We start from the raw sequence: 24,294 nt of genomic DNA, 5'->3' as shown, positions 1-24,294 counted from the left end.
CCGCGGCGTGATCAATGGCCTGGAGTCTACCGTCCCTTGAACCGCGGCTTGCGGCGGCCGAGGAACGCCTCGACGCCCTCCTTGTGGTCCTCGCTGAGGCTCGCCAGCGCGAACTGGTCGACATCCATGTGGCTGGCGAGATCGTCCAGCGCATGCGCGAGCCGGTTGACGGTCAGCTTGGTCATGGCGACCGAGAGCGGCGGCTGCGCCGCCACCTTGCGCGCCAGATCCATGGCGGCGTCGAAGGCATAGCCGGGGTCGACGACCTGCTCGACCAGGCCCCATTGATAGGCCTCGTCAGCGGAGATGCGCTCATCGGCCAGGATCACCGCCTGCTTGGTTCGGGCCGGCCCGATCAGATGCAGCATGCGCGGGATGCTCTGCCAGCTCATGTTCATGCCGAGCCCGATCTCGGGCACGCGCAGATGTGCGTCGCTGCCCATGACTCGGAAGTCGAGCGCGACCGCCAGCGCCACGCCGCCGCCGACGCAAAAGCCTTCGATCGCCGCGATCGTGATCTGCTCCATCTCCTGCCAGGCACGCGTCAGGTGCGGCCCGAGCTTGAGATGCCGTCGCAGCGCGCCGAGATCCATCTCCTTGCGCGAGCGTCCTTCGGCGTCCTTCAGATCGAAGCCGGCGCTGAACGCGCCCGAATTCCCCGTCAGCACCACGACGGACGTCGCCGCATCATCCTCGAAACTGCGTGCGGCAGCGGTGAGCTGGCGCAGCGCCTCCGGCGACAACGCATTGATGCCGTCGTGACGGTCGAACCGCACCACCGCGATCCGCCCCTCGGGACCGAGGCCTTTCTCGATCTTGACGAAGTCTTTCATGGAGCGTCTCCGGGGCCGATTTTCGCCTGATCGTAGCGCACAAACGGCGTCACGAATACGTGGCTGGATTGCGCTGCAACGAGCCCTCGACAGGCAGGGAAGGATTCGCATAGTCTTTCGCCATGAGCCACGATCACGACCATCATCATCACGACCACGATCATTCGGAATTATCGGAGACCGAGCTGCGCGTGCGCGCGCTCGAGACGATTCTGACCGAAAAAGGCTATGTCGAGCCGGCCGCGCTCGACGCCATCATCCAGGCCTACGAGACCAAGATCGGTCCGCATAACGGCGCGCGCGTCGTCGCCAAGGCCTGGACCGATCCGGCGTTCAAGCAGGCGCTGCTGGAGGACGGCAGCAAGGCCATCGGCACGCTCGGCCATGTCAGCCGCGTCGGCGACCATCTCGTCGTGGTCGAGAATACGCCGCAGCGGCACAACATGGTCGTGTGCACGCTGTGCTCCTGCTACCCCTGGGAAATGCTCGGGCTGCCGCCGGTCTGGTACAAGGCCTCGCCCTATCGCTCGCGCGCGGTGAAAGACCCGCGTGGCGTGCTCGCCGATTTCGACGTGACGCTGCCGAAGGACATGGAAATCCGGGTCTGGGATTCCACCGCAGAGACGCGCTTCCTGGTGCTGCCGATGCGCCCCGCAGGCACGGAAGGCTGGAGCGAGGAGCAACTCGCCAACCTCGTGACGCGCGACTCGATGATCGGTACCGGCTTTCCCAAGACGCCCGGAGCGCCGTCGTGAACGGCGTGCACGACATGGGCGGCATGGACGGCTTTGGCAAGGTCGAGCCCGAGCCCAACGAGCCGGTGTTCCACGAGGAGTGGGAAGGCCGCGTGCTGGCCATGGTGCGTGCGATGGGTGCGGCCGGCGCCTTCAACATCGACACCTCGCGCTTCTATCGCGAGACGCTGCCGCCGCATGTCTACCTCTCCAGCTCCTACTACAAAAAGTGGTTCCTCGGTCTCGAGGAGATGCTGATCGAGAAGGGCTACCTCACCCGCGAGGAAGTTGCCGCCGGCCGCGCGATGCAAGCCCCGAAGGCGCTCAAGCATGGCAAGTTGGAGCTCGATGGTGTCGAGCGCTCGATGGTGCGCGGCAAGTTCGCCCGCCCTGCACCAGCGTCGGCCAGGTTCAACATCGGCGACCGCGTCCGCGCCAGGAACATCCATCCAACGACGCACACCCGGCTGCCGCGCTATGTGCGCGGCCATGTCGGCGTGGTCGAGCTGAACCACGGCTGCCACGTGTTTCCGGACTCGGCGGCGATGGAGCTCGGCGAAAATCCGCAATGGCTCTACACCGTCGTGTTCGAAGGCCGCGACCTCTGGGGCGCGGACGGTGATCCGACCCTGAAGGTCTCGATCGACGCGTTCGAGCCTTATCTGGACCCGGCGTGATGAGCAGCAGCGCTGCCGCCGCAGCGACGGCGGCCATTCCAAGCATTCCGCGCGATGACGACGGCCCAGTGTTCCGCGCGCCCTGGGAAGCGCATGCCTTTGCGATGGCGCTGACGCTGCATGACCGCGGCGTGTTCACCTGGCCGGAATGGGCCGCAGCCTTGGCCGAGGAGATCAAGCGCGCGCAGGCCGCCGGCGACCCTGATACGGGCGAAACCTACTATCTGCACTGGCTCGCCACGCTGGAGGGCCTCGTCGCAAGCAAGGGCGTCGCGTCGATCGACACGCTGCATCGATATCGCGACGCCTGGGACCACGCCGCGGATCGGACGCCGCATGGCAAGCCGATCGAGCTGCTGGACGAGGATTTTCGGTAGCGTCGGAAGAGGCACGCTACCGCCGACATAACGGTGTCATTCCCCGCGAAAGCGGGGAATCCAGTACGCCGCGGCCTCCCCGTATCTCACAAGCGCCTCTGGAATACTGGATCGCCCGCTTTCGCGGGCGATGACGGCGGAGATAATGGTGACGACGGAGAGAGTTGCGCTACCGCCCCGCCACAAACTCCCGCCACCCCTTCGCCCGCAAACTGCACGCCGGGCACTCGCCGCAGCCATAGCCCCAATCATGCTGCGCGCCGCGTTCGCCGAGATAGCAGGTGTGCGACTGCTCGCGGATGAGATCGACGAGCCCATCGCCGCCGAGATCCTGCGCCAGCTTCCACGTCGCGGCCTTGTCGATCCACATCAGCGGCGTATGCAGCTCGAAGGCGCGCGCCATGCCAAGCGAGAGCGCTGACTGCATCGCGCGAATGGTGTCGTCGCGGCAATCGGGATAACCGGAATAGTCGGTCTCGCACATGCCGCCGACGATGTGCGTGATGCCGCGCCGGTAGGCCAGCGCCGCGGCAAAGGTCAGGAACACCAGGTTACGGCCGGGCACAAAGGTGTTCGGCAGGCCGTCGGCGCCCATCGCGATCGCGACGTCGCGCGTCAGCGCTGTCTCTGAGACAGCGGCCAGCGTCGGGATCGACAGCGTATGGCTCTCGCCGAGCTTTGCCGCCCAATCGGCACGCAAGCCCTTGATGCCCTCGACCAGCCGGTCACGGCAATCGAGCTCGACGGCGTGGCGTTGCCCGTATTCGAACCCGAGCGTTTCCACGTGCGCAAAGCGGCTCAGCGCCCAGGCGAGGCAGGTGGTGGAATCCTGGCCGCCGGAGAACAGCACCAGCGCGGTTTGTGATGAAAATGCGTCACTCATGGCCCGGGCTTTAGCACTGCGGAAGCGGCCCGCCAATCGGTGGAAATCGGCCTGTTCCGCATGCCGCCGCTGGGAACGGCGGCCCGCTTTTGGCATAAGGCTTTGGACCCAGGAGACTGCCCCGCAATGACCCCTTCCCGCGACATTTCCCGCCTGATCGAGATCATGGCTGCGCTGCGCACGCCAGTGACCGGCTGCCCCTGGGACCTCGAGCAGAATTTCGCGACCATCGCGCCCTACACGATCGAGGAAGCTCATGAGGTGGTCGACGCCATCGACCGCGGCGATCTCGACGATCTCCGCGAGGAGCTCGGCGACCTCCTGCTGCAGGTGGTGTTCCACGCCCAGATGGCCTCGGAGCAGAACGCGTTTGCGTTCGGCGATGTCGTCGAGGCCATCACGCGAAAGATGATCCGGCGTCATCCCCATGTCTTCGCCGACAAGAACGGCAATCTCGCCTCCTCCCACGTCAAGGAAGTCTGGGACCGCATCAAGGCCGAGGAGAAAGCCGAGCGCGCCGCGCGCCGGCCGCCGGAGGCAACGCCGCGGCACAAATCGCTGCTGTCGGGCGTCAAGGCCGGCCAGCCCGCGCTGACCCGCGCCATGGAGCTCCAGCGCAAGGCCTCCACCGTCGGCTTCGACTGGAACGACCCGCGCGCGGTGCTGCAAAAGATCCGCGAGGAAGCCGACGAGATCGAGGCCGCGCTGGATCGCAACGACAAGCAGGAGATCGCGGAAGAAACCGGCGACCTGATGTTCGCCGTCGTCAACCTCGCCCGCCATGTCGATGCGGATCCGGAAGCCGCGCTGCGCGCGACCAACGCGAAGTTCGAACGGCGCTTTGCGTTCATCGAACGGGCGCTGGAGGCGCAGGGGCGCACCCCGGAGCAGGCATCGCTGGCGGAGATGGACGCGCTGTGGAATGCGGCGAAGACAGCTACCTGAATAAGAGGGCGTGCAGTGGAAATCAGGCAGGACGATCCGAAGGCGGCACATGTCGCCGACTTGTTGGCGCATCATCTGGAAGAGCTCCGCAGCGTCATGGGCGAACACGCGCAGGCGCTCGACGCGAGCGGTCTTTCGGCTGCGTCCGTGACGTTCTGGACCGCCTGGCAGGATGGTGTGCTGGCTGGCTTCGGTGCCCTGAAGCAGCTTGATGAGACACATGGCGAGTTGAAGTCGATGCGCGCCGCGCCGACTGCACGACGGACCGGAGCCGGGCGCACGATTTTGAACCACATCATTGCCGAGGGCCGCAAGCGCGGATATGCGCGCCTCAGCCTGGAGACCGGCACAGCGCCGCTCCACGAGCCGGCCGTCGCGCTGTATCGCAGCGCCGGCTTCGTCTCTTGTGCGCCGTTCGCCGACTACCAGGCGAGCCCGCACAACCAGTTCATGAGCCTCGAACTGTCGAGGCTTGGCATGTAGCCCGGATGGAGCGCAGCGTAATCCGGGACCAATCCATCCGGACGCGAGAATCCCGGATTTCGCTGCGCTCCATCCGGGCTACGAAGGCTCACGCCGACAAACGCGGCACGGCGTCGAACCTGTTCACCACGATATCCCGCTTGGTCTCGTCCACTCGCACGGTCATGTCGAAGCGGCCGTCGTGCAGCTCTTTCGCGAGCACCTCGGAATTGCGGTGCAGCCACGAGATGCCGGCGCCGTCGGCGGCGTCGATGGAGAGGTCGAGCGTGGTGCGCGTGGCAGCCAGGCGTTCCTCGATCGTGGCGAGCAGTGCATCGATCCCCTCGCCTGACACGGCGGAGACCAGCATGGCCGGATGATCCTCCGGCCTGCGCGCTGCGATGTTCAAAAGCTCTTCGCGCTGTTCGGCATCGTAGCGGTCGATCTTGTTCCAGACCTCGATGATGCGGCCGCTGTCATCAGGGTTGATACCGAGCTGGCGCAGCACCGCGTCGACGTCGCTCTGCTGGGCCTCCGCATCCTCATGCGAGATGTCGCGCACATGCAGGATGACGTCGGCCTCCAGCACCTCCTCCAGCGTGGCGCGGAAGGCGGCGACGAGCTGCGTCGGCAGATTGGAGATGAAGCCGACGGTGTCCGACAGCATCGCCTTGCCGCCATGCGGCAAAGTGAGCGCGCGCAAGGTCGGATCGAGCGTGGCAAACAGCATGTCGGCGGCCTGCACGTCGGCGCGGGTCAGGCGGTTGAACAGCGTCGACTTGCCGGCATTGGTGTAGCCGACCAGCGCGACGACGCGATACGGCACCCGCTGGCGGCCGGCGCGGTGCAGCCGCCGCGTCGCCTGGACCTTCTTCAGCTCGCCCTCCAGCTTGGAGATGCGCTCCTGGATCAGGCGGCGGTCGGCCTCGATCTGCGTCTCACCGGGACCGCCCATGAAGCCGAAACCGCCGCGCTGGCGTTCGAGATGGGTCCACGATCGCACCAGGCGCGAGCGCTGGTAATTGAGATGCGCGAGCTCGACCTGGAGCGAGCCTTCCTTGGTCTTGGCGCGGCGGCCGAAGATTTCGAGAATGAGCCCGGTGCGGTCGAGCACCTTGGCATGCAGCTCCTTCTCGAGATTGCGCTGCTGGATCGGCGCCAGCGCGCAATCCATCACCACGAGTTCGGCGTCGAGGCTCTTGGCCAGTGCGGCGATCTCCTCGACCTTGCCTTTGCCGATATAGGTCGCGGGCCGGATCTGGCTGATCGGCGTGATGATGGCGTCCGCAATGACGAGATCGATCGCGCGCGCGAGGCCGGCGGCTTCGTCGAGCCGGGCTTCTGCGTTGCGTTGGATATGACTCTCCGATTGCGCGTCGGCACCGCCTGCGCGCACTCGCAAATAGGGGCCGATGACAAGCACCCGCCCCGTTTGCTTAGCCCCAGCCGACCGCGGACGGTCGGCCTCCCCGTCGAAATTCCGGGGTTCCAATCAGATCACTCTCAAGCCGGCTGATCCTCGCCGCCTTCGAACAGCTGGATCGGAGCGCCCGGCATGATGGTCGAGATCGCATGCTTGTAGACGAGCTGCGAATGACCGTCGCGCCGAAGCAGCAAACAGAAATTGTCGAACCAGGTCACGATGCCCTGGAGCTTCACTCCGTTGACCAGAAAGATCGTCAGTGGCGTTTTGGTTTTGCGAACGTGATTGAGGAAGGTGTCCTGTAGGTTTTGTGCGCGGTCTGCCGCCATTGTTTTTTTCTCGCTTTGAGTTTCTTTTTATTGCGCCGGTCGTGACCCTGTTTTCAAAATTGAGGCCTTCTCCCGGTTGCTGTCCCTCATGAGATCCCCCTCGTAGGAACAGCTGCTCGATTAGAGGACAGGTCGGCTTATTAGGCAAGCCGCTTGACGCGGCAGGGCCCGTCCGTCTTCTCCGAAAAACTACGGAAATAGATGATTTTTCTCGCTTATCCCTCAACTCCGGCCGCGACGTCGGGCGTCAGCCGACGCCGAGCGCCTTCAACTTCCGGTGCAGCGCCGAACGTTCCATGCCAACAAACTCGGCCGTGCGAGAAATATTTCCTGAAAAACGGCTGATCTGGGCAATCAAATAGTCGCGCTCGAACACTTCGCGGGCCTCGCGCAGCGGCAGACCCATGATGTGCTCGCCATTGTTGCTGGTCGGCATCGCCGGCACCATCGAGCCGACATCCTGCGGTAGCATGTCGGCGGTGATGATTACTTCCGGGCCGCCGCCGGCCAGAATCATGACTCTCTCAACGTTGTTGCGGAGCTGGCGCACATTGCCCGGCCAGACATGCGATTGCAGCACCGCCATCGCGTCCTGGCCGATCTGCCGCCTGGGCAGGCCGCTGCCGGCCGAGATCTGCTCCATGAAATAGTCGATCAGCTCCGGAATGTCCTCGCGACGCTCCGAGAGCGCAGGCACGCGGATCGGCACCACCGAAAGCCGATGATAGAGGTCCTCGCGGAAGTGGCCGGCCGCGATCTCCTCTTCGAGGTTGCGCGCGGTCGAGGAGATGATGCGGACATCGACCTGTACTCTGGCGGTGCCGCCGACGCGCTGGAACGACTGCTCGACCAGCACGCGCAGGATCTTGTTCTGGGTCTCGCGCGGCATGTCCGCGATCTCGTCGATGAACAGCGTGCCGCCATGGGCTTCCTCGAGCGCGCCCGGCTTGCGCGCGTGCTCGCCGTTGGACTGCTCGATGCCGAACAGCTCGTGCTCCATACGCTCCGGCGTGATCGCGGCGGCATTGATGACGACGAAGGGACCGTCGGCGCGGCCCGAGGCCGTGTGCAGCGTGCGCGCGGTCAACTCCTTGCCGGCCCCGGCAGGGCCGACGATCAGGATGCGACTGTTGGCCTTCGCCGCGCGCTCGATGGTCTGGCGCAGCTGGTTCATGCTCGGCGAGCGGCCGACCAGCGAGCTTGCGCTCGGCGCGAGCTGTTTCAGCTCCTTCACCTCGCGCTTGAGCCGCGAGTTTTCCAGCGCACGGTTGGCGACCAGGATGAGGCGATCGGCCTTGAACGGCTTCTCGATGAAATCATAGGCGCCGCGCTTGATCGCGGCGACCGCGGTCTCGATGTTGCCGTGGCCGGAGATCATCACGACCGGCAGATCGGCATTGTCCTTCTTGACCTGCTCCAGGAGCTGCAAGCCGTCGAGCTTGGAGCCCTGCAGCCAGATGTCGAGGAATACGAGGTGCGGCCGGCGATTGGCGATTTCGGTCAGCGCCGAGTCGCTGTCGCGCGCCGTTCGCGTGACAAAACCCTCGTCCTCGAGGATGCCCGCAACGAGATCCCGAATATCGGCCTCATCATCGACAATCAGAATTTCACTTGCCATGGGTCGCGCCTGTCTTGTCAGATGCCTGTTGAGGCTTCGATTTTCGTTGAATCATTGGTCTTTTCAGCGGGCTCTTTGGTTTCGCCCGCCGGCTGTTTTGTTTCCTGCGTCGTGACGGAATCCCTAGCCGTTGCCTTGATATCCGCCGCGGCTGCGTCCTTCACCGGTGCTTTGGCTGCCGGCGCCTGCTCGGCTCCCTCGGCCTTCTTGGCCTCGCCGGAGATCGCAAAGCGCATCCGCATCCAGGCGCCGCGCTGGCCTTCGCGGAAGTCGGAGGCGTCCTTCAGCTCGATGCGACCGCCATGGTCTTCCAGCACGCGGCCGACGATGGCAAGGCCAAGGCCGGTGCCCTTGGCGCGCGTCGTCACATAGGGCTCGAGCAGCCGCGAGCGCGCGACCTTGGGCAGGCCGATGCCGTTGTCGATCACGTCGATCAGCACGTCCTCGCCCTCGCGCGACACCACGACGTCGATGCGGCCCTTGCCACCGTCCTTGCCAAGCTCCTCCGGCGGAACCTGCTCGATCGCCTCGGTGGCGTTCTTGACGATGTTGGTAACCGCTTGCGAGATCAGCCGCCGGTCGAACTGGGCGCGCAGCGGATCGTCCCTGAACTCGGCCTCGATGTCGATCTCGGGATGGGCGACCTTCATCAGGAACACCGCCTGCCGCACGGTGTCGGCGACGTCCTCGCCTTCCATCACGGGCTTCGGCATCCGCGCAAAGCGCGAGAACTCGTCGACCATGCGCCTGATGTCGTCGACCTGGCGCACGATGGTGTCGGTGCACTGCTCGAAGATCTGCTTGTCCTTGGCCTCGGTGATGTCCTTGCCGAACTTGCGACGGATGCGCTCGGCGGAGAGCTGGATCGGCGTCAGCGGGTTCTTGATCTCGTGGGCGATGCGGCGCGCGACATCGCCCCAGGCCGAGGTGCGCTGCGCCGACACCAGCTCGGTGATGTCGTCGAGCGTGATGATGTAGCTGTCGTGCGGCTGGTTCTTCTCGGCACTGACGCGCACTGAAAGATTTCGCTCGGTGCCGTCGCGCGTGATCGTGATCTGGCCCTGCACCAGGCGTTGGGTCCCTTCCCGCGACGTCTTCATCATCTCGTCGAGCTCGGGCAGCACATCGGAGAGCGGATGCCCGAGCGTCTCGGCCTCGGAATGCCCGATCAGCTTCTCGGCGGAGCGGTTGAGGATGCCGACGCTGCCCGAGCTGTCGACGCCGATGATACCGGCGCTCGCAGAGGACAGCACGGCCTCGATGAAGCGGCGGCGGCTGTCGATGAGGTCGCTGGCGTTGACGAGCTCGTCGCGCTGGCTGCGCAATTCCTGCGTCATCTTGTTGAAGGTCTCGCCGAGTTGGGCGAGATCGCCTTCGGACTGATGCACGGGCACCTTCACATGGAGGTCGCCGGTCGAGACGGTGTGGGCCGCGTTCATCAGCCGCCGGATCGGCGCCACCAGCGAGTTGGCGAAGTTGAGGCCGATCAGCACCGAGGCCATCAGGATGGTCAGCGCGATCACCGCAAACATCAGCGCAAACGCGACCTGGATGCCGAGCCTGCGCGACTCGATCTGGGCGTATTCGGCGACGCTGATCTCGGTCTGCTTGAGCTGACTGACGACCTTCGGATCGAGGGGACGGGCGACGTACAGGAACGTATCGCTGAAGGCGCGCAGGCGGATCACCGCCGCGACGAAGCTCGCATCCGGCAGCACCGCGATCTCGGGCTCATTCTCGTTGACGTTGCTGAGAAAGTCCGGCGCCGGCGGCGAATAGGCCAGCCGCATGCCGGTGTCGGCGGACTCCAGGATATTGGTATTCTTGTCGATGATCATCGCGCCCGGCAGGTTGCGGGAGCCGGCGCTGGCGGTCAGCAGCTCGCGGAACGACCGGCGATCCTGGTCGTAGAGCGGCCTTGCATGGGCGATGTCATTGGCCATGCCGATGATGTCGCCGCGGATCAATTGCGCATGGTCCTGCATATAGGCCCGCGCGATATCCAGCGAGTTCTGGATGACTTCCTTGGTCGGCCCCGAGAACAGCCGGTCCAGACCGCGTTCGAGGGTGACGTTGGCGACGACGGAAACAAGCACCGCCGGCAGCACCGCGACGATCGAGAACAGGCTGACGATCTGGACATGCAGGCGCGCCGCCGCCCTGCCCCGCCGCCGCGCCAGGATCAGCTGCCAGAGCTCGCGCACGATGATGCCGACCAGCAGCAGGATCGTGCCCGCATTGATCAGGTAGAACGAACGGACCACTTCGGGAGTCGGATCGATCCTGGTGAGGCCGGTCAGGACCAGGAAGGTCAGCAGGCCCGACAACAGCGCCAGCGCCACCGCAAACGGCACCAGCCAGCGCCGCACCGACCAACGCCGGGGCTCTTCCGCTGGGGCCGTGTCAAAGGATGCGGCCGAGGTATCTGCGCTGGTCATTCCGGCAATGGGGTGCTGAAAAGGGGTCCGCGATGGGCGGGTACTGATGTATTCGTACCACATTGTTGCCGAATTGCGACAATTCCGCGGCGTCTTCTCCGCGGCGGACGGGCGCATCCACAGGGCATGGCCACGAAGGCGCCGGCCCCCGGAACGGATTCCTACCATTCCGGCTTGACCCGGCATGGACAGGATATTTCTCGCGATAATGTTGTCGGCGGTGCTGCTGCTGATCGTGGCTTCAGACCTGCTGGTCAATGGCCCGAGCAGACAGGACCAGACGGCGCAGATGGCCAACATCCGGCCGGTCGCAGCGCGCCTGATCAGATAGGTGCGACGCTGCGCTCTGCGGCCGAATGACGAATTCGAACGTTCCCGCGGAACATTTCAGCCCGGTTCGCGCTTCAGTTCACCGCGCGGACCACACAGGCCAGCGCGATCCGGACAGGCTCAGCTCACCTTTGGTAGGGGGAGCTGAGCCACTGCCTGTTTGCGAGCGGGATCGGCGTTCAAATTGCGCGCCGCCGTCTTATTGTCCCGGGATGTTCAGAGACCCGCGCTATTCGAATCGGTGCGTTGCTGTTCTAATGCCCCCGCACGGTAATGATTCGTTCCAAAACTCGGAGTCAGACTTCTTGCGGCTAATTTTCCCCAGGTAGGTTTAGTACGTTCGAAGGAATGAGTTGCTATTCGTGGTGTGTTGTGGACTAATCTCCACAACCCCTAGGACGTCGCCGTTTTGAGTTGGACTCCGGCGAACTGAAATGCTTAATTCCGGGCCATGGTAATGGCCCACGTCGAATCACCTCCAGCCAATGCCGAGGACGCTCGCGTCGAACAGACCGTGGCGCTCGTCGAGACGCTCATTGCGTCCCTTCCGCCGGAGGAGGTCGAACGCGCTATCCGCTCCCTCATCGCCAAGTATAAAATCGGTGCGACCACCCGTTCTGGTAAGTTGCTCGGCACCATTATCAATTTTCTGCCGAGGAAAGAGCGGTGGTCGCTCACCGAGATCAAGGAGCAGATCGACAAGGAAGGCGTCGAGGCTGAGCAGAAACAAATCTTCAACGCGATGCAATATCTAAAAAAAACGGGGCGAGTTCGTCGCATCGGCTACGGGCAGTACCTAGTCGATGGGGTCCTGTTCCGGACGCTTGACGAGCACGGTCTTCCGACCGCTCGCCATGAGGATCCGTACAGGACTGATTTGAGTAATGAATAAAGGCGATCGGAATGACCCGATCGCCTTTGAAGTTTGAGCGTGTCTGCGGAGGCCCTGAGAAAGCAACCCGCGGCACGGAACCAAAACCGATAGGAGGCGGCAAGGACCGGGAAACCTATGGCTTTAGCTGTTTGACTTTCTAAGACCTGGTTGGTTCACGCCGCGTTAGCGGCGCGGACCAAACGGGCACTTCCTAGTACCACAATCAACTCACTCCACAAGCGAAGCAGAATGCTGCTTGCGCATAGGAGACACTTGCGATGAGCATCTCCGCTCAACAGGTGGTTAATCCCACCGTCGTGGACCCGAACTCGGTCGATGAGACCTTTGTGAATGGTCCAATCAACCTGAACATCATGGGATCAACGGCAACGCTGACTTTCACGTCAGTAAGACCCGATGTGAAAAAGATGTTCAACGGGAACGGGCAGGATCTTTCGGCGATCGTTGTTTTGCGTCTGACGATGCCGACGGAACATCTCCTGCAGCTCCGCCAGCTACTATCCCAAGCGATGCCGGCTCTCCCGGAATTGCAAGGGATGGTGACCACTGGCTCGACGCTGAAACAATGAGGCCAGCCTGCCAATAGCAGGTCGAATTCATTCGTCTCCTCCCAAGAGGCCCGGCTCCTGAGCCGGGCTTTTCTTCAATGTTGTTGAGGAAACTCTATCCGAGTCCACGGACTTAGGCCAGCGCCTGCCGCGAATCGCGGTGTCAGCCCCCGCTCCGATACACCTGGATATCGAGATCCCGGATCTTCTTCCGCAGCGTGTTGCGGTTGAGGCCGAGCAGATCGGCGGCGCGGATCTGGTTGCCGCGGGTGGCGGCGAGCGCGGCCGTGAGCAGCGGCACCTCGATCTCCTTGAGGATGCGGTGATAGAGGCCCGGCGGCGGCACGCCGTTCGGGAAGCCCTGGAAGTGCGATGAGAGATAGGCCTCGACCGCGCCGCCGAGATTGTCGACGCCCTGCTGGACCGCAGCGCCCGGACTGACCGAGGGCGGCGCGAGCTCGCCGTCGATGACGGAGCCCGTGATCACGTCCTGCGGATAGAGCGCGGCGAGACGCCGGGCGAGGTTTTCAAGCTCGCGCACGTTGCCGGGCCAGCGATGCTGCTTCAGCCGTTCGAGTGCCAGCGAATCGAGCTTCTTCGGCGGCAGGCCGTCCTTCTCGGCCAGCGCGAAGAAGTGACGGATGAGATCGGGAAGATCCTCGATGCGTTCCCGCAAGGGAGGCAGCCGCAGCGGGACGACGTTGAGGCGGAAGAACAAGTCTTCCCGGAACAGCCCCTGCTGGATCAGCACGCGCAGATCCTTGTTGGAGGCTGCGACGATGCGCACGTCGGTCTTGATCGGGGTGCGACCGCCGACAGTGGTGTATTCGCCCTGCTGCAGCACGCGCAGCAGGCGGGTCTGCGCCTCCATCGGCATGTCGCCGATTTCGTCGAGGAACAGCGTGCCGCCCTCGGCCTGCTCGAACCGGCCGGACGCTCGGGTGTTGGCACCCGTGAAGGCACCACGCTCATGACCGAACAGCTCGGATTCGATGAGGTCGCGCGGGATCGCCGCCATGTTGACCGCAACGAACGGGCCGTTGCGGCGCTTGCCGTAATCGTGCAGCGCGCGCGCCACCAGTTCCTTGCCGGTGCCGGACTCGCCCGTGATCATCACGGTGAGGTCGGTCTGCATCAGTCGCGCGAGCACGCGGTAGATTTCCTGCATCGCCGGCGAGCGGCCGACCAGCGGGATCGCCTCCATCTCAGAGTCGTCGTCCGGCGTCGCGATCCGCTCCTTGGGCTCCGCGAGTGCGCGGCCGACGATGGCGATCAGCTCCTTCAGGTCGAAGGGTTTTGGCAGATATTCATAGGCGCCGCGCTCGGAGGCCCGGATCGCCGTCATGAAAGTGTTTTGCGCGCTCATGACGATGACCGGCAAATTCGGCCGCATCTTCTTGATCCGCGGCAACAGGTCGAAGGCGTTTTCGTCCGGCATCACCACGTCGGTGATGACGAGATCGCCCTCCCCCTGGCTGACCCAGCGCCATAGCGTCGCGGCATTGCCGGTCAGCCTGACTTCATACCCGGCCCGGGAAAGTGCCTGGTTGAGAACCGTGCGGATGGCGGTGTCGTCATCAGCTACGAGAATGCTACCTGCGGGCATTGTTAATCCTCATTTTGCCCCCTGAGATGCAGACGACGACTTCCCGGCAGAGCCGTCGCGACTGCTGTGATCGGCATGTTTCACCGATGTGGAATACATCGGCATCAGCACGCGGAAGGTGGTCTTGCGCGGCTGAGACTCGCATTCGATGATGCCCCCGTGATCGCCGACGATCTTGGCGACCAGTGCCAGACCGAGGCCCGAGCCGGTCTGCTTGGTGGTCACGAAGGGATCGAACAGATTGGGCAGAAGATCGTCCGGCACGCCTGGTCCATTGTCCCTCACGCAGAATTCGAGCGGCAGGGATACCCGGGATTTTTGACCGGGGACTGACAGGCGCACGCCGGGCCGGAATGCGGTGGTGAGCTGGATCTCGCCGTCGGGGACGTCGATCAGCGCTTCGGCGGCATTCTTCACCAGATTGAGGAACACCTGGATCAACTGATCCTGGTTGGCAAGCACCGGCGGCAGCGACGGATCGTAGTCCTCGATGAAGCGGATGTTGCGGGCAAAGCCCGACTGCGCCAGCCGCTTCACGTGGTCGAGCACCGAATGGATGTTGACGGGGCCGCGCACCACCGGCCGCTCGTCGCCGAACACCTCCATGCGGTCGACCAGCGTCACGATGCGGTCGGCCTCGTCGCAGATCAGCCGCGTCAGCATGCGGTCTTCGGAGGACGCCTGCTGCTCCAGAAGCTGTGCTGCGCCACGGATGCCCGAAAGTGGATTCTTGATCTCATGCGCGAGCATCGCTGCTAGCGCTATCACCGAGCGCGCAGCGCTGCGATGGGTCAGCTGCCGGTCCATCTTGTCGGCGATGGAGCGCTCCTGGAGCATCACCACGATATGGCCCGGCCGCTCGGTGAGTGGCGCGACATGCAGATCGACCTGGCGGTCGCCGCCCATGCGCGGCGTGCCGAGATCGACCTTGTATTCGTTGACCGGCGAATTCGACGAGCGCACCTGGTCGATCAGCGCCAGCAAGGGGCTGCCGAACGGCACCAGCTCTTTCAGCGCCTGCCGCTTCAAGAACTGCGTCGAGATATCGAAGAACGCCTCGGTCGCGATATTGGCGGCGACGATCTTGCCGTCCGGCCCGATCATCAGCACGGGATTGGGCAAGGCGTCCAGGATCGCGTCGCTCTCGGACAGAAGCGGCCGGCGATGGTCAGCGGCTGAGCTCATGCAGCGGCGCTCCATGCGAAATCGTCGAAGGCATCCTGCAGGGACTGGTGGACGAGGCCCGGATCTTCGGACGTGAGAATCTTCTGGCGCCAGGCCTTCAGCGTCTCGACCGGCGCGCCGCTCGCATCGGCCGCGACATCGAGCGCCCAGCCGAGATGTTTTCGCGCATGCTTCAGGCCCACGCGCAGACCATAGAGCGCACAGACGCCCTCATAGAGCGTGCGGACATAATGCAGCTGCGTTGCGAGCGACGGTGTGGCTTCCGTCGCCCCGCCATTCAGGCGCCGGCCGATCTCGCCGGGCAGCCAGGGCTGGCCCTGCGCGCCGCGGCCGATCATCACGGCGTCGGCGCCGGAGGCCTGAAGCGCCGCGAGCGCCTTCTCGTAAGTCGTGATGTCGCCATTGACGACGAGCGGAATCGAGATGGCTTCGCGCACCGCACGGATCGCGTCCCAATCGGCCTCGCCCTTGTAGAACTGGCAGCGGGTGCGGCCATGCACGGTGACGAGCTTGATGCCGGCGGCTTCCGCGCGACGCGCGAGCTCCGGCGCGTTGCGGGTACGGTCGTCCCAGCCGAGCCGCATCTTCAGCGTCACCGGCACCTTCACGGCGGCAATCGTCGCCTCGATCAGGCTGACGGCGTGATCGAGATCGCGCATCAGAGCCGAGCCGGACTGGCCGCCGGTGACGTGGCGGGCCGGACAGCCCATGTTGATGTCGATGATGTCTGCGCCTTCGGCCTCGGCGATCCGGGCACCCTCCGCCATCCAATGCGCCTCGCAGCCGGCGAGCTGGACCACATGCGGTCCGACCCCGGTCGCTTCGCAGCGCAACAGCGACATGCGGTGACCGTTGGCGAGCTCATCGCTGGCCGTCATTTCGGAGACGACCAGACCCGCCCCGAGTTCGGCGGCGAGCCGGCGAACGGGTGAGTCCGTCACTCCCGACATCGGTGCCAGGAAGACCGGGGTAGCGATTTCAATATCGCCTATTTTCAACGGCTTAGAGCCTGATCTTGCCGAGCCGGTCACAGGGGTCTCGTTGAGTGGACAGGGCCTCATCGCGCCTGCCATGGCCTATCTTGCGCACAATTCTTGTGCAGTCAAGCGTCATGCCTACAGTTTAGACAGTTCTGCAAATCTTTCAAGTGCAGTGCAGCAAAATGCTGAATCCCACAATCCGGGGAAACCCCCTTTTTTTGCGGGCCTGCCGTGCTAGAGGCATGCCGGCAATCACCCCACGCCCGACGCATTCCCTAACAGCTGAATATTTGAGTCCTATGGCGAAATCACAGCGCACCGCAGTTGTTCTTGTCGCGGCCGGTCGTGGCCTGCGCGCAGGCGCGGGCGGGCCGAAGCAATATCGCGAGATCGGCGGCGTGCCCGTGATCTACCGCGCCATGGAAGCCTTCAGCACCCATTCCGAATTGTTCGCGGTGCAGCCGGTGGTGAACCCTGACGACAGCGCCATGTTCACGGCAGCGGTCGCAGGCCTGAAGCACGAGGCGCCGACCAATGGCGGCGCGACGCGCCAGGCCTCGGTGCTCGCCGGTCTCGAAGCGCTCGTCCGGCACAAGCCCGACATCGTCCTGATCCACGATGCCGCGCGTCCCTTCGTCTCGGCCGGCGTGATCTCGCGTGCGATCGAAGCGGCAAGCCGCACCGGTGCGGCGATCCCCGTCGTCCCCGTCACCGACACCATCAAGGTGACGAGCGCGGACGGCAATGTCGAGGACACGCCGGATCGGGCTTCCTTGCGAATCGCGCAGACGCCGCAATCCTTTCGTTTCGATGTCATCCTCGAAGCGCATCGTCGCGCGGCAAAGGACGGACGAAGCGATTTCACCGATGATGCAGCGATCGCCGAATGGGCGGGATTGACGGTTGCGACCTTTGAAGGCGATGTTGCCAACATGAAGCTCACCACCCCAGAAGATTTCGTGCGCGAGGAAGCGCGCCTGGCCAGCCTGCTCGGCGACATCAGGACCGGCACGGGCTACGACGTGCACGCTTTCGGCGAGGGCGACCACCTCATGCTTTGTGGCGTGCGCGTGCCGCACACGAAAGGCTTCCTGGCCCATTCCGACGGCGATGTCGGCCTCCATGCGCTGGTCGACGCCATCCTCGGCGCGCTCGCCGACGGCGACATCGGCTCGCACTTCCCGCCAACCGACGCCAAGTGGAAGGGCGCTTCCTCCGACCAGTTCTTGAAATACGCCATCGAGCGCGTCACGGGGCGCGGCGGCCGCATCGCCAATCTCGAGGTCACGATGATCTGCGAGCGGCCGAAGATCGGACCCTTGCGCGACACCATGCGCGCGCGCATCGCCGACATCTCCGGCGTCGACATCTCCCGCGTCGCCGTGAAGGCGACGACCAGCGAGCGACTCGGCTTCACCGGCCGCGAGGAAGGCATCGCGGCCACTGCGAGCGCCACCATCCGCCTTCCGTTTAACGAGAAGACTTGGAGTGTCTAGGCCATGGCCGGCAGCGACGCACGCGCCCTCTCCCGCTCGCTGCTCGATCTGTGCCGGATGCGCAAGCTGACGATCGCGACTGCCGAGTCCTGCACCGGCGGCCTCGTCGCCGGCGCCTTGACCGACATCCCCGGCTCCTCTGACGTCATCGATCGCGGCTTCGTCACCTATTCCAACGACGCCAAGCGCGCGATGCTCGGGGTCGAGGCCGGCACGCTCACCAATTTCGGCGCGGTCAGCAAGGAAACCGCGACCGCGATGGCGATCGGCGCGCTGGAGCGTGCCGGCGTCGATCTCGCGGTTGCCATCACCGGCATTGCCGGCCCCGGCGGCGCCACCCCGGGCAAGCCAGTCGGCCTCGTGCATTTTGCCGCTGCCGCACGCGACGGCCGCATTATCCATCGCGAGCAGCGCTTTGGTGCGATCGGCCGCACCGCCGTGCGCCAGCGCTCAGTGGTCGAGGCGCTGCGCATGCTAATGGAGCTCGCCCGCGGCCCGCAAGCCGCGGCCAAGCCGCGCCGCGCCGCCGCGGCAACGAGGCTGCGTCCGCGCGTCACTCGAACGCCGCGACGCCACGCTGCGAAGCGACGGCCGCCGCGGTCGCCGCGCGGTTGAGGTCCCCGTAGCCCGGATGGAGCGAAGCGCAATCCGGGCGCCCCGTCCTCGACAGGAATTCGACATTCAAGGCAGGTTTGATCCTTGCGAGGTTCGCTCGATCCGGGGGACGACAGGAAGCTTTTGCTCGATCGCCTTCGCAAGCACAGTTCCTGTGGTCCGACCGAGCTCCTTCGCGATCAACGTGATTGGCTTGGTCCCTGCAAGCTTCCTGAGCCGATTGAGGTCATCGTCGCTCCACGACTGCTTCCAGCGCGCCATGTCTCTGGTCCCGCTACACAAGCCCTGCGCCCGACTCGGACTGTAGTTGCCTCCGTCGCGAAATGCAGCCAGTGCAGATGTGCCGTTCACGGCAAGGGGTGTTCCGTCACTCCTCCGCGTTTTGGCACAAACTGCACTTGTCAACCGGTGCGCGGCATCGCGCCCTGCGGCGCTTGTCATGGCAGCTTCGACAACAAGACCGGCAGCCCCTGGCTGGAGGGACAATCCGAGGCCTATATGAAGGCGCGCAGCTCCAGGCGTTTGCCTCAGGCGAGCGGCGCAATGACATCAGCCAGCAGATGCGCAACATCGCCCGCGCCATGACGCCGCAGGAAATCGAGGCCGCCGCGGCCTATTACGCCTCGCAGCCGCCGGATGTGGTGAAGGCGGTGGATTGATCAGGTCGACGCCAGCTTCGGACGGCCGTAAATCGCATCGGCGCGCTTCTCGAACGCGATGGAGAAGCGCGCGAACGCTGCGTCGAACATCGAGCCCATCAGCATCGCCAGCATGCGGCTCTTGAACTCATAGGTGAGGAAGAAACCGACATCGCAGACGTCATCGCCTTTCGGCTCGAACGTCCATCGGTTTTCGAGATTACTGAACGGACCTTGCAGATATTCGACCTGGATTTTCAGATTGGCGCGATCGAGCGTCACGCGGCTTGTGAAGGATTCCTTGACCAGCTTGAACGACACCGTCATGTCGGCGACGAGCACCTCCGTCCCATCGGGTTTTGCCATGCGCTGACGGATCTTCAACGCGCTGCATAACGGCACGAATTCCGGGTAGCGCTCGACATCGGCCACCAGATCAAACATCTTGGGTGCGCTGTGATGGACACGGCGCTTACTCGAAAATTTGGGCATAGCGATTCAGCGGGCGGTCGCGGCCCGCGCGGCCTTCAGTCTCGCAAAATCCTCGCCGGCATGATGCGACGAACGGGTGAGCGGGCTCGCCGACACCATCAGGAAGCCCTTGGTGTAGGCGACTTTCTCGTAAGAACTGAACTCGTCCGGCGGCACGTAACGCATCACGGCGTGATGCTTGCGGGTCGGCTGGAGATATTGCCCGATGGTCAGGAAGTCGACGTCCGCCGAGCGCAAATCGTCCATCACCTGCTGCACCTCGTGGCGCTCCTCGCCGAGGCCGACCATGATGCCGGACTTGGTGAAGATGGTGGGATCGAGCTCCTTGACCCGCTGCAGCAGCCGGATCGAGTGGAAGTAGCGCGCGCCCGGCCGCACCGTGAGATAACGCGACGGCACGGTCTCGAGATTGTGGTTGAAGACGTCGGGCCGCGCCGCGACGACGACATCGAGCGCGCCTTCCTTGCGCAGGAAATCGGGCGTCAGGATCTCGATCGTGGTCGAGGGGCATGCAGCGCGGATCGCGCGGATGGTCTCTGCAAAATGCTCGGCGCCGCCGTCGGCGAGATCGTCGCGGTCGACCGAGGTGATGACGACGTGGGCGAGGCCCAGCTTGGCGACGGCCTCGGCGACATTCTGCGGCTCGGCCGCATCCAGCGCATTGGGCATGCCGGTCTTGACGTTGCAGAAGGCGCAGGCCCGGGTGCAGGTGTCACCCATGATCATGAAGGTCGCGTGCTTCTTGTCCCAGCACTCGCCGATATTCGGGCAGCCCGCCTCCTCGCACACCGTGTGCAGGCCATTGGCGCGCACGATGTTGCGGGTGTCGGCATAGCCGCGGGTGTTGGGGGCGCGCACGCGGATCCAGTCCGGCTTCGGTGGCGAAGCGGAATCGGGGCGGTTCACCTTTTCGGGGTGGCGCGGGCGCAGCGGGTTCGTGATGGTATCGACAATAACGACCATGATCTGTCCGGTCTGTTCAGGTCCTACCTAGTCGGTCTGGTTGCCTGCCGCAACCCGGCTCGCGCCTCTTCAGGGAACATGGCAGATATGGGCAATATCCTGCTCTGTTCTCAGCGATTCTCACCTCGAATGGCTCCAACCTCGAACACTTCCACACCGCGGCTTGGCAAAGCGCTGAAGCGTGCCTTTTTTGCGCGCAGCGTGCGCGAGGTCGCGCCCGATCTGATCGGGGCGACCATGCTGGTCAACGGCGTCGGCGGAATCATTGTCGAGGTCGAGGCCTATCATCATACCGAGCCGGCGGCGCACTCCCACAACGGCCCGACGCCGCGGAACCAGATCATGTTTGGCCCGCCCGGCTATGTCTATGTCTACCGCTCCTACGGCATCCACTGGTGCATCAACTTCGTCTGCGAGGAGGAAGGCTCGGCTGCAGCCGTCCTGATCCGCGCGCTGGAGCCGACGCATGGCTTGGCCGCGATGCGCCGGCGCCGCCATGCTGTCGATGTGCATGCGCTGTGCTCGGGCCCGGGCAAGCTGACGGAAGCGCTCGGCATCACCATCGCGCACAACACCCTGCCGCTGGACCGGCCGCCGTTCGCGCTGCATGCGCGGACCGAGGATGTCGAAGTCGCGACCGGCATCCGGATCGGCATCACCAAGGCCGTCGAGCTGCCCTGGCGCTATGGCGTCAAGGACTCGAAATTCCTCAGCAAGCCGTTTCCGAAGTAGGGACAGAGCCCGTTCCGATGGAAGCGGAACGGGCTCTGGATTCTTGTTCTGACGCGTTTTCTTGACGCGAACCGGGATCCACTTCGCTCGAAAACGCTTTAGGACGCCTGCTTCAGCCGCTCCTGCGCCTCGAGCAGCTTGGCCTTGCGGGCCAGCGCCGCCTCGCGCTTTTCGCGCTCCTCCTCGACAACCTCTTCGGCCGCGTTGGCGACGAATTTCTCGTTCGCGAGCTTGGACTCCGCGCGCTTGATGTCGGCGTCGGCTTTCGCGATCTCCTTGTCGAGACGCGTGCGCTCGGCCGCAACATCGATCACACCCTTCAGCGGCAGCGCAGCCACCTCGCCGCGGACGAGGAGCTGAACTGCACCATCGGGCGCGCGGTCGGCGAAGGAGATGTCAGAGAGCCGCGCCATGCGCTTGATGACATCGGTCCAGCGCGGTGCGCGTTCCCTGGTCTCGGCCGAGGCACCCGCGAGCACGAGCGCCGTCAGCGTCGCGGGCGGGATGTTCATCTCGGCGCGCACCGAACGGATCTGCGTGACCAGATCGATCACCCAGCCGATCTCGGCTTCCGCCTTGGGATCGGTGAAATCGGCATGGTCGAAGATCGGCATGACGAAGGCAGGCGAGATCAGCGGATCGGTCGGCCCCGCCGCAGCCGCAAGCATCGCAAGCTGCTCCGGCGTCGGACCGGACGGCTTCAGCGGCCATGGCGCCAGCGCGAGCAGGCCGTCGCGCTTGGCCGTCACCTCCCACAGCTCTTCGGTGATGAAGGGCATGAAGGGATGCAGCAGCTTCAGGATCTCGTCGCGCGCCCAGGCGACCATGGCGCGGGTTTCGTCCTTGGCCGGGTTGTCCGGGCCGAGCAGCAGGGGCTTGGCGAGCTCGACAGACCAGTCGCAATAGACGTTCCAGACGAAGCGGTAGATTGCGCCGGCGGCATCGTTGAAGCGATAGGCCTCGATGGCCTCGGTCACCTCGCGCGTGGTGTGCGCGCTCTCATGCGCGATCCAGCGGTTCAGCGTCTCCTTGGCCTTCGCCGGCTCGAAACCCTCGGGCACGGCGCAATGGTTCATCTCCGCGAAGCGGGACGCGTTCCAGAGCTTGGTTGCGAAATTGCGGTAGCCCTCGACGCGGCTGGTGGCGAGCTTGATGTCGCGGCCCTGCGCCGCCATCGCCGCCAGCGTGAAGCGCAGCGCGTCCGCACCGTATTCGTCGATCAGGTTGAGCGGATCGATGACGTTGCCCTTCGACTTCGACATCTTGGCGCCCTTCTCGTCGCGGACGAGGGCGTGGATGTAGATGGTCGAGAACGGCACCTCCTTCATGAAGTGCAGGCCCATCATCATCATCCGGGCGACCCAGAAGAAGATGATGTCAAAGCCCGTCACCAGCGCGTTGGTCGGGTAATAGCGCTTCACCTCGGGCGCGTCTTCCGGCCAGCCGAGCGTCGAGAACGGCCACAGCGCCGAGGAGAACCAGGTGTCGAGCACGTCCTCGTCGCGGGTGATGAAGCCTTCGCGCTTGTTGCGGTCGAGCGCCATCTCGCGGCCCTGCTCGACCGTGATGACTTCCTGCTCGACATAGTAGCCGAGCGCGTGGCTGACGGCCTCTTCCTCGGTCTCGGCGACGAACACCTTGCCGTCGGGACCGTACCAGGCCGGGATCTGATGGCCCCACCAGAGCTGACGCGAGATGCACCAGGGCTGGATGTTCTCCATCCACTCGAAATAGGTCTTTTCCCAGTTCTTCGGCACGAACGATGTCTCGCCCGAACGCACCGCCGCCATCGCGGGTTTTGCGAGTGTCTTGGCGTCCACGTACCACTGATCGGTCAGATACGGCTCGATCACGCTGTTCGAGCGGTCGCCATGCGGCACCATGTGGGTGTGCGGCTCGATGCGCTCGACGAAGCCGAACGATTCCAGCCGCTCGACGATGCGCTTGCGCGCCGCAAAGCGGTCAACCTTGTTGAACTCCTCGGCGAATTGCGAGGCGCCTTCCGGCAAGCCTTTCAGATAATCCTCGTTGTCGAGGAGATCGAGGCAGCCTTCCTTATCGAGCACGCTGATGCGACGCAGGCCGTGGCGATTGCCGACCTCGAAATCGTTGAAATCGTGCGCCGGCGTCACCTTCACGGCGCCCGAGCCCTTTTCCGGATCGGAATAGTCGTCGGCGACGATCTTGATCTTGCGGCCGACCAGCGGCAGGATGACGTTCTTGCCGACCAGCTTCTGGTAGCGCTCATCCTCCGGATGCACGGCCACGCCGGTATCGCCGAGCATGGTCTCCGGGCGCGTCGTGGCGACCACGATGAAGGTCGTGGGATCCTCAGGATTGAACGTTTTGCCCTCGATCGGATAGCGCAGATACCAGAGGTGGCCCTTCACCTCGGTCTGCTGCACTTCGAGATCGGAGATCGCGGTCAAGAGCTTGGTGTCCCAGTTCACCAGCCGCTTGTCCTTGTAGATCAGGCCGTCGCGGTGCAATTCGACGAACACCTTGATGACGGCCTTGGACAGGCCCTCGTCCATGGTGAAGCGTTCGCGCGACCAGTCGCAGGAAGCGCCGAGGCGCTTGAGCTGGTTGATGATGGTGTCGCCGCTCTCGGCCTTCCACTGCCAGACCTGCTCCAGAAATTTCTCGCGGCCCATCTCGCGGCGGCCGGGCTGCTGGCGCTCCATCAGCTGCCGCTCGACCACCATCTGGGTGGCGATACCGGCATGGTCGGTACCGGGCTGCCACAGCACGTCGCGGCCCCGCATGCGCTCAAAGCGGCACAGGATGTCCTGGAGCGTGTTGTTGAGGGCGTGGCCCATGTGCAGCGAGCCCGTCACGTTCGGCGGCGGGATCACGATGGTAAAGGGCACGGCGTCGCGTCGGTCGGGCCGGCCGGCCTTGAAGGCGAGGCTGTCCTCCCACACGACGGACATGCGGGCTTCGATATCGGCGGGCTGGTAGTTTTTCTCGATCATGGGGCGCTAGAAAGCCGCGTGCGGGGTTCAAGTCAACGGAAAGCTCAGCGGCAAAAGGGCTTTCCGGCCCGACCGGCAGGTCAAGTACGACACGGGAGCAGGGCTTTATCGGGGCCGCCC

At 64.4% G+C, this 24,294-nt stretch carries 23 protein-coding genes and 1 pseudogene; 12 read left to right on the top strand and 12 right to left on the bottom strand.

The features are described 5' to 3' along the window. Window positions 1–26 precede the first annotated feature (26 nt). Window positions 27–833 carry an enoyl-CoA hydratase/isomerase family protein gene (locus tag V1280_RS05935; RefSeq protein ID WP_334520328.1) on the bottom strand — a complete coding sequence of 269 codons (807 nt, stop codon included), beginning with the start codon at window positions 831–833 and terminating at the stop codon, window positions 27–29. A gap of 122 nt (window positions 834–955) precedes the next feature. Between V1280_RS05935 and nthA the strand changes: the two genes are divergently transcribed. From nthA to V1280_RS05920, 3 genes are read left to right on the top strand one after another with little or no spacing between them, the layout of a single operon-like run. Beyond that, window positions 956–1,588 (top strand): nitrile hydratase subunit alpha, encoded by a 633-nt coding sequence (gene nthA, locus V1280_RS05930; protein WP_334520325.1) that lies wholly within the window; start codon window positions 956–958, stop codon window positions 1,586–1,588. Beyond that, window positions 1,585–2,244, top strand: a complete 660-nt coding sequence (nthB, locus tag V1280_RS05925; RefSeq protein WP_334520322.1) for a nitrile hydratase subunit beta — start codon at window positions 1,585–1,587, stop codon at window positions 2,242–2,244. The genes nthA and nthB overlap by 4 nt, the downstream gene beginning before the upstream one ends. Continuing rightward, window positions 2,244–2,621, top strand: coding sequence for a nitrile hydratase accessory protein (locus V1280_RS05920; RefSeq protein ID WP_334520318.1), 378 nt, complete (start codon window positions 2,244–2,246; stop codon window positions 2,619–2,621). Before nthB ends, V1280_RS05920 begins: the two co-directional genes overlap by 1 nt. A gap of 169 nt (window positions 2,622–2,790) precedes the next feature. On the opposite strand, the gene queC is transcribed toward V1280_RS05920, so the two are convergent. Next, entirely contained in the window at window positions 2,791–3,504 is a 714-nt protein-coding gene (gene queC, locus V1280_RS05915) for a 7-cyano-7-deazaguanine synthase QueC (protein ID WP_334520315.1), read from the bottom strand. 126 nt (window positions 3,505–3,630) lie between these two features. On the opposite strand from queC, the gene mazG reads away from it, so the two are divergent. Both mazG and V1280_RS05905 read left to right on the top strand, forming a co-directional pair. Then, the gene (gene mazG, locus V1280_RS05910; protein ID WP_334520312.1) at window positions 3,631–4,449 is read left to right on the top strand and encodes a nucleoside triphosphate pyrophosphohydrolase; all 819 of its coding nucleotides are present in this window, start codon (window positions 3,631–3,633) and stop codon (window positions 4,447–4,449) included. Between the two features lie 15 nt (window positions 4,450–4,464). Further along, window positions 4,465–4,932: a GNAT family N-acetyltransferase gene (locus tag V1280_RS05905; RefSeq protein WP_334520310.1), complete on the top strand. Its 468-nt coding sequence runs from the start codon at window positions 4,465–4,467 to the stop codon at window positions 4,930–4,932. An 88-nt stretch (window positions 4,933–5,020) separates the two neighbouring features. On the opposite strand, the gene hflX is transcribed toward V1280_RS05905, so the two are convergent. The 4 genes from hflX to V1280_RS05885 all read right to left on the bottom strand — a co-directional run bounded on the left by hflX (window position 5,021) and on the right by V1280_RS05885 (window position 10,719). Continuing rightward, window positions 5,021–6,403 (bottom strand): GTPase HflX, encoded by a 1,383-nt coding sequence (hflX, locus tag V1280_RS05900; protein ID WP_334520307.1) that lies wholly within the window; start codon window positions 6,401–6,403, stop codon window positions 5,021–5,023. 11 nt (window positions 6,404–6,414) lie between these two features. Next, on the bottom strand, window positions 6,415–6,663 hold the full coding sequence (gene hfq / locus V1280_RS05895) for an RNA chaperone Hfq (protein ID WP_007591126.1): 249 nt from the start codon (window positions 6,661–6,663) through the stop codon (window positions 6,415–6,417). Between the two features lie 247 nt (window positions 6,664–6,910). Next, entirely contained in the window at window positions 6,911–8,281 is a 1,371-nt protein-coding gene (ntrX, locus tag V1280_RS05890) for a nitrogen assimilation response regulator NtrX (protein ID WP_334520304.1), read from the bottom strand. Window positions 8,282–8,298: 17 nt separating this feature from the next. Then, window positions 8,299–10,719 carry a sensor histidine kinase NtrY-like gene (locus V1280_RS05885; protein ID WP_334520301.1) on the bottom strand — a complete coding sequence of 807 codons (2,421 nt, stop codon included), beginning with the start codon at window positions 10,717–10,719 and terminating at the stop codon, window positions 8,299–8,301. A 184-nt stretch (window positions 10,720–10,903) separates the two neighbouring features. On the opposite strand from V1280_RS05885, the gene V1280_RS05880 reads away from it, so the two are divergent. The 3 genes from V1280_RS05880 (at window position 10,904) to V1280_RS05870 (ending at window position 12,513) form a co-directional block, all read left to right on the top strand. Further along, window positions 10,904–11,050 (top strand): hypothetical protein, encoded by a 147-nt coding sequence (locus V1280_RS05880; RefSeq protein ID WP_334520298.1) that lies wholly within the window; start codon window positions 10,904–10,906, stop codon window positions 11,048–11,050. Between the two features lie 456 nt (window positions 11,051–11,506). Then, window positions 11,507–11,941: a hypothetical protein gene (locus V1280_RS05875; protein ID WP_334520296.1), complete on the top strand. Its 435-nt coding sequence runs from the start codon at window positions 11,507–11,509 to the stop codon at window positions 11,939–11,941. A gap of 260 nt (window positions 11,942–12,201) precedes the next feature. Then, on the top strand, window positions 12,202–12,513 hold the full coding sequence (locus V1280_RS05870) for a hypothetical protein (RefSeq protein WP_334520293.1): 312 nt from the start codon (window positions 12,202–12,204) through the stop codon (window positions 12,511–12,513). Between the two features lie 142 nt (window positions 12,514–12,655). Here V1280_RS05870 and ntrC read toward each other — a convergent pair whose 3' ends face one another. The 3 genes from ntrC to dusB are packed head-to-tail and all read right to left on the bottom strand — an operon-like array spanning window position 12,656 to window position 16,281. Then, window positions 12,656–14,098 (bottom strand): nitrogen regulation protein NR(I), encoded by a 1,443-nt coding sequence (gene ntrC, locus V1280_RS05865; RefSeq protein WP_148770703.1) that lies wholly within the window; start codon window positions 14,096–14,098, stop codon window positions 12,656–12,658. A 9-nt stretch (window positions 14,099–14,107) separates the two neighbouring features. Beyond that, entirely contained in the window at window positions 14,108–15,283 is a 1,176-nt protein-coding gene (locus V1280_RS05860; protein WP_334520287.1) for a two-component system sensor histidine kinase NtrB, read from the bottom strand. Next, complete coding sequence (dusB, locus tag V1280_RS05855) at window positions 15,280–16,281, bottom strand: tRNA dihydrouridine synthase DusB (protein ID WP_334520284.1); 1,002 nt, start codon at window positions 16,279–16,281, stop codon at window positions 15,280–15,282. Before dusB ends, V1280_RS05860 begins: the two co-directional genes overlap by 4 nt. Window positions 16,282–16,562: 281 nt before the next feature. Between dusB and V1280_RS05850 the strand changes: the two genes are divergently transcribed. The 3 genes and pseudogenes from V1280_RS05850 to V1280_RS05840 all read left to right on the top strand — a co-directional run. Next, window positions 16,563–17,759: a bifunctional 2-C-methyl-D-erythritol 4-phosphate cytidylyltransferase/2-C-methyl-D-erythritol 2,4-cyclodiphosphate synthase gene (locus V1280_RS05850; RefSeq protein WP_334520280.1), complete on the top strand. Its 1,197-nt coding sequence runs from the start codon at window positions 16,563–16,565 to the stop codon at window positions 17,757–17,759. A 3-nt stretch (window positions 17,760–17,762) separates the two neighbouring features. Beyond that, window positions 17,763–18,374, top strand: coding sequence for a CinA family protein (locus tag V1280_RS05845; RefSeq protein ID WP_334520277.1), 612 nt, complete (start codon window positions 17,763–17,765; stop codon window positions 18,372–18,374). Between the two features lie 405 nt (window positions 18,375–18,779). Next, window positions 18,780–19,033 (top strand): annotated as a pseudogene (locus tag V1280_RS05840) (c-type cytochrome); the annotation flags it as partial. Here V1280_RS05840 and V1280_RS05835 read toward each other — a convergent pair. Continuing rightward, complete coding sequence (locus V1280_RS05835; protein WP_334520274.1) at window positions 19,034–19,504, bottom strand: type II toxin-antitoxin system RatA family toxin; 471 nt, start codon at window positions 19,502–19,504, stop codon at window positions 19,034–19,036. A gap of 6 nt (window positions 19,505–19,510) precedes the next feature. After that, a complete protein-coding gene (gene lipA, locus V1280_RS05830) occupies window positions 19,511–20,467 on the bottom strand; it encodes a lipoyl synthase (protein ID WP_334520271.1) in 957 nt (318 codons plus the stop codon). A gap of 129 nt (window positions 20,468–20,596) precedes the next feature. Here lipA and V1280_RS05825 point away from each other — a divergent pair, with 129 nt between their 5' ends. Further along, a complete protein-coding gene (locus tag V1280_RS05825) occupies window positions 20,597–21,199 on the top strand; it encodes a DNA-3-methyladenine glycosylase (protein WP_334520268.1) in 603 nt (200 codons plus the stop codon). Window positions 21,200–21,297: 98 nt separating this feature from the next. Here V1280_RS05825 and V1280_RS05820 read toward each other — a convergent pair whose 3' ends face one another. Further along, window positions 21,298–24,174, bottom strand: a complete 2,877-nt coding sequence (locus V1280_RS05820) for a valine--tRNA ligase (protein WP_334520265.1) — start codon at window positions 24,172–24,174, stop codon at window positions 21,298–21,300. Window positions 24,175–24,294 lie beyond the last annotated feature (120 nt).

The sequence above is a fragment of the Bradyrhizobium sp. AZCC 2230 genome (assembly GCF_036924495.1).
Taxonomy (GTDB): domain Bacteria; phylum Pseudomonadota; class Alphaproteobacteria; order Rhizobiales; family Xanthobacteraceae; genus Bradyrhizobium; species Bradyrhizobium rifense.
Note: the sequence above shows the minus strand (reverse complement) of the source record. Positions and strands in the feature narration are given on the sequence as shown.